The sequence below is a fragment of the Streptomyces sp. NBC_01750 genome, from assembly GCF_035918095.1.
Classification (GTDB): domain Bacteria; phylum Actinomycetota; class Actinomycetes; order Streptomycetales; family Streptomycetaceae; genus Streptomyces.
Genome location: NZ_CP109137.1, coordinates 4,484,517 through 4,497,124, shown reverse-complemented (window position 1 = coordinate 4,497,124; position 12,608 = coordinate 4,484,517). Strand labels below are relative to the sequence as shown.

Annotated in this window: 9 protein-coding genes; 1 reads left to right on the top strand and 8 read right to left on the bottom strand. The window is 67.4% G+C overall.

Annotated elements, in window-relative coordinates; translation table 11 throughout:
* Positions 1-5: 5 nt before the first annotated feature.
* From OG966_RS20195 to OG966_RS20185, 3 genes are all read right to left on the bottom strand, one after another.
* Complete coding sequence (locus OG966_RS20195; protein WP_326651134.1) at positions 6-1,706, bottom strand: protein kinase family protein; 1,701 nt, start codon at positions 1,704-1,706, stop codon at positions 6-8.
* A gap of 118 nt (positions 1,707-1,824) precedes the next feature.
* Positions 1,825-3,978 (bottom strand): murein biosynthesis integral membrane protein MurJ, encoded by a 2,154-nt coding sequence (gene murJ, locus OG966_RS20190; RefSeq protein ID WP_326651133.1) that lies wholly within the window; start codon positions 3,976-3,978, stop codon positions 1,825-1,827.
* Positions 3,979-4,023: 45 nt separating this feature from the next.
* Positions 4,024-6,360 carry a DUF6049 family protein gene (locus OG966_RS20185; RefSeq protein WP_326651132.1) on the bottom strand — a complete coding sequence of 779 codons (2,337 nt, stop codon included), beginning with the start codon at positions 6,358-6,360 and terminating at the stop codon, positions 4,024-4,026.
* Between the two features lie 181 nt (positions 6,361-6,541).
* Here OG966_RS20185 and OG966_RS20180 point away from each other — a divergent pair, with 181 nt between their 5' ends.
* Positions 6,542-7,999, top strand: coding sequence for a CCA tRNA nucleotidyltransferase (locus tag OG966_RS20180; protein WP_326651130.1), 1,458 nt, complete (start codon positions 6,542-6,544; stop codon positions 7,997-7,999).
* A 91-nt stretch (positions 8,000-8,090) separates the two neighbouring features.
* Here the strand turns inward: OG966_RS20180 and OG966_RS20175 are convergent, their stop codons facing one another.
* The 5 genes from OG966_RS20175 to OG966_RS20155 all read right to left on the bottom strand — a co-directional run bounded on the left by OG966_RS20175 (position 8,091) and on the right by OG966_RS20155 (position 12,571).
* On the bottom strand, positions 8,091-8,660 hold the full coding sequence (locus tag OG966_RS20175; protein ID WP_326651129.1) for an LppU/SCO3897 family protein: 570 nt from the start codon (positions 8,658-8,660) through the stop codon (positions 8,091-8,093).
* Positions 8,661-8,710: 50 nt separating this feature from the next.
* Positions 8,711-9,979, bottom strand: a complete 1,269-nt coding sequence (locus OG966_RS20170; protein WP_326651128.1) for an MFS transporter — start codon at positions 9,977-9,979, stop codon at positions 8,711-8,713.
* Between the two features lie 77 nt (positions 9,980-10,056).
* Complete coding sequence (locus tag OG966_RS20165; RefSeq protein ID WP_326651126.1) at positions 10,057-11,139, bottom strand: inositol-3-phosphate synthase; 1,083 nt, start codon at positions 11,137-11,139, stop codon at positions 10,057-10,059.
* A 58-nt stretch (positions 11,140-11,197) separates the two neighbouring features.
* Entirely contained in the window at positions 11,198-11,914 is a 717-nt protein-coding gene (locus tag OG966_RS20160; protein WP_326651125.1) for a PadR family transcriptional regulator, read from the bottom strand.
* Positions 11,915-12,388: 474 nt separating this feature from the next.
* Entirely contained in the window at positions 12,389-12,571 is a 183-nt protein-coding gene (locus tag OG966_RS20155; protein WP_326651124.1) for a hypothetical protein, read from the bottom strand.
* Positions 12,572-12,608: the final 37 nt, after the last annotated feature.

Below are 12,608 nucleotides of genomic sequence, written 5' to 3'. Positions count from 1 at the left end.
TGCCGTCAGCTGGTGATCTTGATCTCCGAGACCTTGCCCCGGAAGTTGCCCTCGCCGCTCTGCGGCAGTTTGGTCAGCCAGACCAGAACGTACCGTGCCCGCACCGGCTCGCCGGGCTTGAGGGACACATTCGAACCGGATCCGTTGGCGACCTTCTTGAAGCCGTCGAGGGTTGTCGGTTCGGACGAGGCATCTTCGGACGCTGCCCGCAGCTCCACGGAGGTGTCTCCGCCGAGGAACGAGACGTCCACGGTGCCGACCTGCTGGACCTTGCCGAGATCGAGAATGATGCCGACGCCCGGCTTCAGCCGTCCGAAGTCCCCGCTCTGGAAGTAGCCGTCGGTGGTCCAGTACGTCGCAGGGTTGCCGTCGTAGCTGTCTTTTATCCCGGCCGGTTTCTCGGAATGGTCCCCGAACGGGTCGAAGTCACGGGCACCGGCGATGGCGACCGGCTTGCCGGAAGCGGGCGCCGCGTTCTTTTCGCCGCTGTCCGTCTGCGAGTTGCCCGGATCGCCGCGGTCCTTGTCGCGGTCGATCAGCTTGTCCGCCACCTGCCAGCTGCCCAGCCCCAGCGCGGCGATGAGAAGCGCGGCCACGGTCCACTTGAGGACCTTGCCGGTGCGGCTCTGGAGCGGTGCCGGAGGGGCGGGAACCGGCTGGGCAGTGTTTGTGCCCGGGCGGGACGCAGGACGGGCGTAGTTGCCCTGCTGGTAGGTCGTGCGCTGGTACTCCGGTGGTGAGGCGAACGCGGGCTCCGGCGGGCGGATGCGTGGCATCGCCGCCACGGCCTTGGCCAGCTCGTCGGGCGTGGTGCACGGCGGCTCCTGGCGGGAGGCGGTGGCACCGTCGTTGACCAGGGCCCGCATGGCGAGTTCCGAGAGACCGCGGTGAACGCCGGCCCGCACCTGGTCGGGGGCGAGCAGCCCCACGCCCTTGGGCAGCCCGGAGAGGCCGTACGCGTCGTTCTCGTACGGCCACCGATGCGTCAGTGCCGCGTAGAGAAGCGCACCGATCGCCTCGGTGTCGGCGCGCTGTGGCCCCTCGGCGGTGATTCCGCGCAGAGCGGCGTTCACCGCGAGGCCGCGGATCCGGTACTGCCCGGTGGAGCTCCGCAGCACCGCGCCCGGGGTGAGCCTGAGGTGGGCAAGGCCCTCACGGTGCGCCGCGGCCATGGCCTGGGAGAGCTGGTCGACCAGCTGGTACGCGTCGTGAGGCTCCATGGGGCCCATGGCGAGCAGAGCCGTCAGCTCGGTCGCGTCCGGAATCCACTCGTGGACGACGTAGACGAGGTCGTTCTCTTCGACGGCGTCCAGGACCTGTACGAAACGAGGGTCGCCGAGGAGCGCGGAGGAGCGGGCCGCCGCGAGCACGGAGCGCGCCCTCGGGTGATCGGCCGGGAGTAGATGCACCCCTACCGCACGACGCAACTTCTCGTCGACAGCACGCCAGCTGCTGAATCCGTCCAGACGGGTGACGCACTCCTCGAGGCGGTAGCGTCTGGCGAGCTTGTGGCCACTGTGCAGTTCGGGTGCCGCGATGGCGGGTTCGGTGTCCTGCCGTTCGCTGCCCGTGTCCGGTGCGGTCTTCTCCGCCGAGTTCTGGGATTCCGCCGCCCCGTCGGTCGTGGCCTTGTCCGCCTGCGCGGTCAGCGGTTCGTCTCCGCTGTTCTCGGCCACGTCGACGGCAGCCGTGCTACGTTCCGCCACCGTCGCTCCTGCCTCCCCATCCGTTGCGCCCTATCCAACAGCCATGCCAATTGTGCCCACAGTCGGCCGCTATGCACGACACACGGCGGCCGACGATGGTTGTGCGGTACTCGCTGCCCTAGCGTCCGAGGCGTCCACGGACCATGCCTACCAGGGCGTTGAGCTCGTCGATGCGCATCCGCTTCGCGGCGACGAAGAAGACGCCAAGCAGCATGATCCCGCCGGCGACCAGCGCGACGAGTGAGCCTCCGGCGCCGTTGCCGAGGGCCTTCATGATGAAGAAGGCGACCGCGCCGCCGGTGATCGCCGCCGGGACGGAGGCCATGCCGAGCCGGGTGTACGTACGCATGATGCGGGAGCCGTCCAGGTCGCCGCCCAGCCGGTTCTTCAGCCGACGCCAGGCAACGCCCACGCCCACGGCGTAGGCGAGCCCGTACGAGGCGCCCATACCCACAACCGCCCACTGGGGCGCCAGGACCACGTAACAGAGCGCGGAGGCGGCTGCATTGACCCCGGCGACGATGACGGTGTTGTAGAAGGGCGTGCGGGTGTCCTCGTACGCGTAGAAGCCGCGCAGTACGACGTACTGCACGGAGAACGGGATGAGGCCGAGACCGAACGCCATGAGGATGAAGCCCATCCCCCGGGCAGACTCCAGGCCGCTGGAGGCGAACAGAAGCGTGGACATCGGGACGCCGAGGGCGAGGAATGCGAACGCGACCGGGACGATGGCGACCGCAGAGTTCCGCAGGCCCTGCGAGATGTCGTCGCGCACGGCCCCCGGGTCGTTGTCGTGGGCGGCGCGGGAGATGCGGGGCAGCAGGGCGGCCATCACCGAAACGGTGATGATGGCCTGCGGCATGCCCCAGATCAGCTGGGCGTTGGTGTAGGCGAGGATACCGGCGCCCGACCTTCCGGAAGCCTCACCGGCGGCGGTGGCGAGCTGGGTAACGACCAGCACACCCGCCTGGTTGGCAAGAACGAACAGCACGGTCCACTTGGCCAGCTTGACCGTCTTGCCGAGCCCGTGGCCCTTCCAGTCGAAGCGGGGACGGAAGCGGAACCCTGTCTCGCGCAGATACGGGATCATCGACAGGGCCTGGACGACGAGACCGAGCAGGGTCCCGATGCCCAGCAGCCGGACACCCTCCGGCGGGATCGTCTGGACACCCATCTGGGATTCGGCAGAGGTGCCGTAGACCCAGATGAACAGGCCAAATGTGGCGATCATGACGATGTTGTTGAGGACCGGAGTCCACATCATCGCGCCGAACTTCCCACGTGCGTTGAGGATCTGGCCCATCACCACGTGCACGCCCATGAAGAATATCGTGGGCAGGCAGTACCGGGCGAAGGTCACAGCGACGCTGTTGGCCGCCGGTCTGCTGGCGATGGTGTCCGACATCAGATGGATGAGCAGCGGTGCCGCGAATACCGCGATGGCGACGATGATTCCGAGCGCCACCATGACGAGGGTGAGCAGACGGTTGGCATAAGCCTCGCCGCCGTCCTCGTCGTTCTTCATCGAGCGCACCAGCTGCGGCACGAAGACGGAGTTGAGGCCGCCTCCAACGGTGAGGATGTAGATCATCGTCGGCAGGGTGTACGCCACGGTGTAGGTGTCACCGAGCAGTGAGGCGCCCAGCGCAGCGGTGATAACCAGGCTGCGTACGAAGCCGGTGAGTCGGGAGACCAGGGTGCCCGCCGCCATCACCGCGCTGGACTTCATCAGGCCGGAGACCCGGCCGCTCGCCTTCTTGGGGGCGGGCGTCGCCGGGATCGGCTCGGAATCGGGCGAGGGCTGACCCGAGGCCTGCTGGTCCCGGAAAAGGTGCGCGAACGCGTCAGGCTCCGGTTCCTCCTCGACTGCCCGGGTGACCAAATCGTCCACGCCCGTGAACTGGGTGGTGCCGGCGTTCTCCCCGTACGGCAGATGACGCGACGGTCCGGCGGGCTCGGGCGGCGGGGTCTGCGCCCAGACACGGGGGTCCGGGGCATGCTGCGGAGTCGGCGGCTGCTGGTACAGCGCCTGCGGCTCCGGATACGTGCCCGGAGCCGGCGGCGGGTGCGAGGCGCGGTCGTAGAGCGCCTCCGCCACCGGGTCCTGGGCGGACAGATCCTGCGCCTGGTACGGATCACGGGCGTAGGCGTCCTGGACGTACGGGTCCTGTGTGTACGGGTCCGGGGCAGGCTGCGGCGGCGGAGCAGGAACCTGGTCTACCGGGTCTCCGCCCGCGCCCTGACCGCGGTCACCGTCGTACGGCGCGTTCATTGCTACCCCACCTCATCGTCCCCGGCCGGCCGGCCAAGACATCGCTCAACGGTCCACTTTCTCACCCGTGTCCAACGGGTCGCCGCTTTCCGGTCCGGTGTCCGGTGTCGGGTCACTCGCCTGCCCGGGATCGGGGCTGTCGATGTCACCTTCCGAGCCCTCAGTGCCCTCAGCAGCCTCTGCGTCCTCCGTGGCCGCCTCGCGGGCAGCCGCGCGCTTGCGCTGGCTGTACATCCTGACGCCTGCGAGGACGAGCAGCAGGACACCTCCCGCGATGACGAGCATCACAGTCGGTGTGATCTCGGATACCTTCACCGTGAACTCCATGGGCAGGCCGTACGGCTTGCCGTCCTCGGTGTAGAGCTGGGCCGTCATCTGCACAGGGCCGTTGGCGTTGGCCGAAGCGGCGAATTTCACCGACTGACTGTGGCCGCCCTCGACCTTGATCGGCTGCTCGGCGATGCCCTTGTCGTCGTCGAGGCTGAGGCGGGTGGGGTTGTCCGACTTCAGCCGGAGCACCAGATGGTCGATGCCCTGGACCAGCTTGTTCTGCACGGTGACCGGGATGGTCGCACTGCGCCCCGACAGGGTCACCTGCGACTTCTCGATCAGCTGCACCTCTTCGGTGAGGCTCTGCAGGTAGGTCCGCACACGGTCGCGGTACTGCTGGGCCGCCGCTGGGCTGCCGCGCCAGGACGTGGACATCTCCCGGTCGATCGCCCGTCCGAAGGGCGTCACCACCCGGTCCTGTGCGGTGAGGATGACCTTGAAGTTGTCCAGGGTGCTCTGTGTGGTCCGGATGTCCTGGAAGGCCTGGACCGGCAGCTCCTGCTTCCGCAGCTGACCGGGGTAGCGGGAGGAGGGCGGCACTCTGGTCGTGGCATCGGCGTCAGGCTTGGCGCCCGCGGCTGCGACCAGGTCGAGTGGCCGGGTCCAGCGCTGAGCATTGAGGGCCTTCAGGGCGCGGGCCATGGACTGCGCCTGGGACGCCGTCGGCATCCGCTGCGGGGCGACGACGATGCTCCGCTCCTTGGCCGGGGCCTGCAGCGTCAGAGCGAGCGTCTGAGCGAGGAACTCCTGCACCGCGAGAGTGGAAGATCCGGTCGTGAGCATGTCGCCCTGGAAAGCGGTGGAGAGCCGGTCGTCGGCGACCACGGCCGTCGTCCCGCCGCCGATCGGCCGCGCCGAGCTGGGCGTGTACGACAGGTCGTCCCGCAGGCTGTCGCTGCGGGCGATCACCTTGTGGGCGCCGGCGGAAGTGGCGACATCGATGATCGAGGAGTCGATCGCTCCGTCCACCGGCCAGGCGAAGTCGACGGTCGGCTTCACATGGACGATCGTCTCCACCGTCGTCTCCGCGACTTCGGTGGCCGGCTGCAGATGGCTGAGCGAGCCGGAGACGTCCTTGCCGCGGTGTGCCAGGGACGCCAGATCAGGGTCGGCGAACGGCAGGGCGACGACCTTGCGCCCCTGCACTGCGGCTTCGACGGAGCGCAGCCACCGCTTGGCAAGGGCCTGGTTCTTCCCCGCGACTGTGGTGGTCCCGTTCTTGACCCGGTAGTTCCTTGTCATCGCATCGACGGTGGCCAGCAGATCCGGGTCGATGACCCAGGTCACGGGCAGATCGCTGCCGAGCGAGACGAGCTGCTCGAGCCGCCCGCCGGGGGCAAGTTCCCTGGCCAGAGTCTCGTCCTCGAAGACCGGGGTCTGCTGCTCGTCGGACCCTGTTTCCGCGGTGAGGTGCGTGGAGGAGATCAGCGGCCAAAGATAGGTGAACTGGGTTTTCTTCGCTGTGGCCTCGGGCTGCCAGGGCAGGAAGGTGCGCTCGATGCCCAGCACATGGTCGAAGGGCTCGGCCGGGGTCTGACCGGACAGGGACACACCGAGCTGGTAGACGCCGTCGTCGTCGAGCCCGAGATCACTCACCGGGACCGACAGTGTGAAGTCGCGGCTGATGTGTGAGGGGAGCTTCGGGATCTTGACCGTGTACTTGCCGTCGACCGGCGCACCATCGATACCCGAGGCATAGCCGGTCCGCGCGCCGACACGGTCGATGGCGGTCCTGCTGGACAGTGTCGGCCCCACCCGAAGATCGACTTGAGCGTCGGTGACGGTCTGCTTGCCCTTGTTGTACACCGAGCCGGAGATGGTGAGTGTGTCGCTCTTACCGGGGGCGACCGGTGTAAGAGTGTCGAGAGACACATCGACCGTGCGGGAGTTTGTGGCGGCTTCGGCGGTCTCGGCGGCATACGGAGAAGGGGCGGCAGGACCGCACAGCAGTCCGGCCACGAGCAGGGCGCCGGTGATCACGGAGGCTGTGCGTCGCAGCCACCGGCGGGCAGGAGAAGGACTCATCCCCTTGAAGTCTGCCGCCTTGGCCACGCGCTCGCCCGTCCCTCGTCGTCTGGTGCCTCTGGTGCTTCTCGGTTCCTGCGTCCACGCATGGTAACGAGGTGCGCGGCTCCGAAGTGCCGCGGAGTGCCCCACATGATCGCAAGGGTGCTTCCGGTGCCTCCGAAAACAGGGGCGCTCCGGTCGGCCCGGGCACGTACCCTTTTCTGTTGTGCCGAACGCCAATGAAGACAACCCCACTGACCCCACTGCACTGAGCCAGGTGCAACGCCGCGCGGTGAGTGAACTGCTGCGGGTGTCCCCTGTCGCCGACGACCTGGCCCGCCGCTTCCAGGAGGCCGGGTTCAGCCTTGCCCTGGTCGGCGGCTCGGTCCGGGACGCACTGCTCGGCCGGCTCGGCAATGACCTGGACTTCACGACGGACGCCCGTCCCGAGGACGTACTGAAGATCGTCCGTCCGTGGGCGGACTCGGTCTGGGAGGTCGGGATCGCCTTCGGTACGGTCGGCTGCCAGAAGGACGGCTACCAGATCGAGGTCACCACTTACCGCTCGGAGGCGTACGACAGGACCTCGCGGAAGCCTGAGGTTTCCTACGGCGATTCGATCGAGGAAGACCTCGTACGCCGCGATTTCACTGTGAACGCGATGGCCGTGGCGCTGCCGGAGAAGGAGTTCATCGATCCGCACGGCGGTCTGGAGGATCTCGCCGCGCGTGTCCTGCGAACCCCCGGTACGCCCGAGGAGTCATTCTCCGACGACCCGCTGCGCATGATGCGGGCTGCGCGTTTCGCCGCGCAGTTGGACTTCGAGGTGGCGCCCGAGGTCGTGGCCGCGATGAAGGCGATGTCGGAGCGCATTGAGATCGTCTCCGCCGAACGGGTGCGCGAAGAGCTGAACAAGCTGATCCTTTGCGCGTATCCGCGCGAAGGGCTGGCGCTGCTCGTCGACACCGGCCTCGCGGACCATGTGCTGCCCGAACTGCCTTCGTTGCGTCTGGAGAGCGACGAGCACCATCGGCACAAGGATGTGTACGAGCACTCCCTGATCGTCCTGGAACAGGCCATCGAACTGGAGGAGGACGGCCCGGACCTCGTGCTGAGGTTGGCAGCGCTCTTCCATGACATCGGAAAGCCGCGGACGCGGCGCTTCGAGCAGGACGGCCGGGTCTCCTTCCATCACCACGAGGTGGTGGGCGCGAAGATGACCAAGAAGCGGATGACTGCGCTCAAGTACTCCAACGACATGGTCAAGGACGTCTCGCGGCTGGTCGAGCTGCATCTGCGCTTCCATGGGTACGGGGCCGGCGAGTGGACCGACTCGGCGGTGCGGCGGTACGTACGTGATGCGGGGCCGCTGCTGACCCGGTTGCACAAGCTGACCCGTTCGGATTGCACCACGCGCAACAAGCGCAAGGCGAGCGCTCTCTCCCGGGCCTACGACGGGCTGGAGCAGCGCATCGCGCAGCTTCAGGAGCAGGAGGAGCTGGATGCCATCAGGCCCGATCTGGACGGCAATCAGATCCAGGAGATCCTGGGCGTGGGTCCCGGGCCGGTGATCGGCAAGGCGTATGCGTTCCTGCTGGAGCTGAGGCTGGAGAACGGGCCCATGGGGCATGATGCTGCGGTCGCGGCGCTGAAGGAATGGTGGGCGGCCCAGGACGGAGCGTGAAACGGCGCCATGTTTCACGTGAAACATGGCGCCGTTTCGATACGCCGAGGGGCGGTGTTTCACGTGAAACACCGCCCCTCGGCGTATGTGGTTACTTCTTGATCTCGTTCAGGCAGAGCACGAATCGGGTGCCCGAGCTGCGCCTTCCCCCGCGTGTCTGCTCGACATAGCTGGAGTCGGACTTGCCCTTGCAGCGGGTCGTGTCCGTCGTGTTGGGGAGGACCTCGACGACCTTGTAGGCGGCCTTGGAGTCGCCGCAGTCCACGACCTCAAGATCGGCGCTGGCCGTGGATCCGCTGTTCTTCATGCAGTCGCCGGCTTCCGCCTTGTCGGCGTCGTCCTGGCTCATGAAGTAGACGACCGCAAAGACGATCAGGGCTATGACGGCCACGATGATCTTCAGGATGGTCTTGGCGCCGAGACCGCCGCCACTGGACGAGGGCGCCGGGGGCGGCGGGGCGCCCCACTGCTGCTGCGGAGGGTAAGGCTGTCCCTGCTGCTGAGGGTGGCCGTAGCCCGGCTGAGGCTGCTGCGGGTAGGGCTGCTGTTGCTGCTGCGGATATCCGTAGCCGGGCTGCGGCGGGTATGGCTGCTGAGGTTGCTGTGCGTGCGGGGCAGGGTGTCCATACGCGCCTGAGCCCTGCTGCGGCGGATAAGTCATGCGGGTAGTCCCCCGTGAACGCTTGTGATCGTTTGTTTGACGCGGGCACGCTATATCACCGCGCCAACACGGCTCCAACGGGCCATGGCTACCGCGACAACCGCGTAAATGAACGCGACCACGACGACCAGGGGAACCGACCGGCCGTCAGGGGGCAGCATCAGCGCGGCGACTCCCGCGGCGCCCACGAAGGCGACGTTGAACAGCACGTCATAGAGGGAGAAGATCCTGCCGCGATAGGCGTCGTCCACGGATGTCTGCACCACGGTGTCCGTCGAAATCTTTGCGCCTTGAGTGATGAGCCCCAGGACGAACGCGGCGATCAGTATCGGTACAGGGGCGAACGGCAGCCCCAGCGCCGGTTCGAGAACGGCAGCCGCCCCCGCGCACCACACCATCCATCCGCACTGACCGACCCGGCCGACCGCCCACGGAGTCAGCACCGCCGCCGCGAAGAATCCCGCCCCCGAGATGCCGATGGCCAGACCGAGCAGCGCAAGTCCGTCAGACTCCGTGTCGGACCAGGCGTACCGGCAGAGCATCAGCACCATCACCGTCAGCGCGCCGTAGCAGAAGCGCATCAGCGTCATCGCGGCCAGCACACGGGCTGCCCTGCGCCGCTCGGAGAGATGCCGCAGTCCGGCTACGAGACCATGAGCCGTTGACGCCAGCACGGCAGCCAGCCGCGGCTGTACCAACTCTTGCTCAGGGCCCAGCAGTTCACGTGCCATCCGGAGCGAGGCCAGTGCCGAGCAGAGGTATAGGGCAGAGCCGAGCAGCACCACCGCGGCATCGGAGTCCTCGGACACCAGCCGTACCGCGAAGGCGAGTCCGCCACCCGCGGTCGCGGCGAGGGTGCCGGCCGTGGGCGAGAGAGAGTTCGCCATGACGAGCCGGTCGGCGTCGACCACACGGGGCAGCGCGGCAGAGAGGCCGGCCAGCACAAAGCGGTTGACCGCTGTGACGGACAGGGCCGAGGCGTAGAAGAGCCAGTCGGGCGCCGGGGCCAGAATCAACAGTGCGGTGCTGCTGGCCAGCAGGGCCCGCAGCAGATTCCCGTACAGGAGGATCTGACGGCGCTGCCAGCGGTCGAGCAGGACGCCGGCGAAGGGGCCGATCAGGGAGTACGGCAGGAGCAGCACGGCCATGGCGGAGGCGATCGCGGCCGGGGAGGTCTGTCTCTCCGGGGAGAAGACCACATACGCGGTGAGCGCCACCTGGTAGACGCCGTCGGCCGACTGGGAGAGCAGCCGGACCGTCAGCAGCCGGCGGAAGTCATTCAGGCGCAGGAGTACGCGCAGATCACGTACGACAGGCATGCGAGCAAGCGTCACATACGCGGAGGGTCCCCGGGCGGATTACCCGGGGACCCTCCGCGGTTGAGCAGGACGGACGCTTAGCGCTCGACCTCGCCCTTGATGAACTTCTCGACGTTCTCGCGAGCCTCGTCGTCGAAGTACTGGACCGGCGGGGACTTCATGAAGTACGAGGACGCGGAGAGGATCGGGCCGCCGATGCCGCGGTCCATGGCGATCTTCGCGGCGCGGACGGCGTCGATGATGATGCCCGCGGAGTTCGGGGAGTCCCAGACCTCAAGCTTGTACTCGAGGTTCAGCGGGACCTCGCCGAAGGCACGGCCCTCGAGTCGGACGTAGGCCCACTTGCGGTCGTCCAGCCAGGCCACGTAGTCCGAAGGACCGATGTGGACGTTGTCCGCGCCCATATCGCGGTCGCGGATCTGCGAGGTGACGGCCTGCGTCTTGGAGATCTTCTTGGACTCCAGGCGCTCACGCTCGAGCATGTTCTTGAAGTCCATGTTGCCGCCGACGTTCAGCTGCATCGTGCGGTCCAGGACAACGCCCCGGTCCTCGAAGAGCTTCGCCATGACGCGGTGCGTGATGGTGGCACCGACCTGCGACTTGATGTCGTCGCCGACGATCGGTACGCCGGCCTCGGTGAACTTGTCCGCCCACTCCTTGGTGCCGGCGATGAAGACCGGGAGAGCGTTGACGAAGCCGACCTTGGCGTCGATGGCGCACTGCGCGTAGTACTTCGCAGCGTCCTCGGAACCGACGGGCAGGTAGCAGACCAGGACGTCGACCTGCTTGTCCTTGAGGGTCTGGACGATGTCCACCGGAGCCTCGGCCGACTCCTCGATGGTCTGGCGGTAGTACTTGCCCAGGCCGTCGTAGGTGTGACCACGCTGCACGGTGACGCCCGAGTTCGGCACGTCGCAGATCTTGATGGTGTTGTTCTCACTGGCGCCGATGGCGTCCGCCAGGTCGAGGCCGACCTTCTTGGCGTCCACGTCGAAGGCGGCAACGAACTCGACGTCAGAGACGTGATAGTCGCCGAACTGGACGTGCATCAGACCCGGCACCTTGCCGGCCGGGTCGGCGTCCTTGTAGAACTCGACGCCCTGCACCAGCGAGGCGGCGCAGTTGCCCACGCCGACGATGGCTACACGAACCGAACCCATTCCGGTTGCTCCCTGTGTGATCTCGGTATTCCGATGAAACCCTGCGGATCGCAGAGCTTCACTTGGCGGTGTCGTCGGACGGATCCGGCGGGGTGGAGGATCCTGGGGACATGCCCCCGGACGACTCGGCACCCCTGTGCCGGGGCAGGCCGCCCGTCGCTCCAGGTGTGTTGTCCTGCTGAGCAGAGTTCTCGGGTGAGGGCTGTCGCCGTTCCCGCCCCGATCGCTCGCTCTCGATGAGCTCGTTCAGCCAGCGCACTTCGCGCTCCACGGACTCCATTCCATGGCGCTGCAGCTCAAGCGTGTAGTCGTCGAGGCGCTCGCGGGTACGAGCCAGGGAGGCGCTCATCTTCTCCAGACGCTCCTCCAGCCGGCTGCGACGGCCCTCGAGCACCCGCATCCGCACCTCGCGCTCCGTCTGCCCGAAGAAGGCGAAGCGAGCTGCGAAGTGCTCGTCCTCCCAGGTGTCCGGGCCGGTGTGCGAGAGCAGCTCCTCGAAGTGCTCCTTACCTTCCGCGGTCAACCGATAGACGATCTTGGCGCGACGCCCTGCGAGTGATGCGGCGAGGGCGTCCTCAGGAGCGCTTCCCGGCTCCTCGATCAACCAGCCGTTGGCGACCAGCGTCTTGAGGCAGGGGTAGAGGGTCCCGTAGCTGAAGGCCCGGAAGATCCCCAGTGAGGTATTGAGCCGTTTCCGCAGCTCATATCCGTGCATCGGGGCCTCACGGAGAAGACCGAGCACGGCGAACTCGAGGATGCCGGAGCGCCTGCTCATCGTCGCCTCCCTCGCCATGTCGGTCCTCTTATGTCGTGCTGATGTATCGAGTCGATACATCAGCACGATAGAACGACGTTGCTGTTGCGACAAGAGGGGTCATGGTGAACGGCGTCACATCGTCAATTCACAGGAGTCGATTTGCCTGATTTGGAGTGAATTTTGGCGCTAGGTGGGTTTCGACCGTGCGTAGTCTGTGCGGCATGCAGACCGCCGGGAACCATGTGACGCCTGTGAGCGTCCTTGGCGTGGATGCACAGCGGATGAGTTCCTTGCGGAACTGGTCCGTATCCATTTCGGGGGGACCGGAACTCAACTGCCGCTTCCAGGCGTCTCGCCTGCCCGAGGAGTAGTCGTTCGATGAGCGAGCACCGTCGCAAACCGCCGCAGCAGCCGGGTGGCGGACGAGCCGGGGCCCGGCGCGCCGCCCAGCCGCCCGCTGGCCGCCGCGCAGCCCCGAACCGGGGTACCACGTCAGGCTCCCCTTCCGCCTCGTATGGCGAGGAGCGTCCGTACACCGGCCGCGCCGAAGCCCGCCGAGCCGCCCAGCGCAACGGCGGTGGTCGCCGGCGCGTGGAAGAAGGCGTGGGCGCCGGCCACGGAGGTCGCGGTGGCGGCCGACGCGGCGGCGGTGGCGGTGGCGGTGGCGGGGGCCATGACGGTCCCGGCCGCGGTGGGCGGCCGTCCAAGAAGC

Bases quoted from the DNA above. Each gene is read 5' to 3' on its own strand.
- OG966_RS20170 (WP_326651128.1), bottom strand. From the start codon at position 9,979: ATGCCTGTCGTACGTGATCTGCGCGTACTCCTGCGCCTGAATGACTTC.
- murJ (WP_326651133.1), bottom strand. From the start codon at position 3,978: ATGAACGCGCCGTACGACGGTGACCGCGGTCAGGGCGCGGGCGGAGAC.
- OG966_RS20175 (WP_326651129.1), bottom strand. From the start codon at position 8,660: ATGACTTATCCGCCGCAGCAGGGCTCAGGCGCGTATGGACACCCTGCC.
- OG966_RS20155 (WP_326651124.1), bottom strand. From the start codon at position 12,571: ATGGCCCCCGCCACCGCCACCGCCACCGCCGCCGCGTCGGCCGCCACC.
- OG966_RS20165 (WP_326651126.1), bottom strand. From the start codon at position 11,139: ATGGGTTCGGTTCGTGTAGCCATCGTCGGCGTGGGCAACTGCGCCGCC.
- OG966_RS20160 (WP_326651125.1), bottom strand. From the start codon at position 11,914: ATGAGCAGGCGCTCCGGCATCCTCGAGTTCGCCGTGCTCGGTCTTCTC.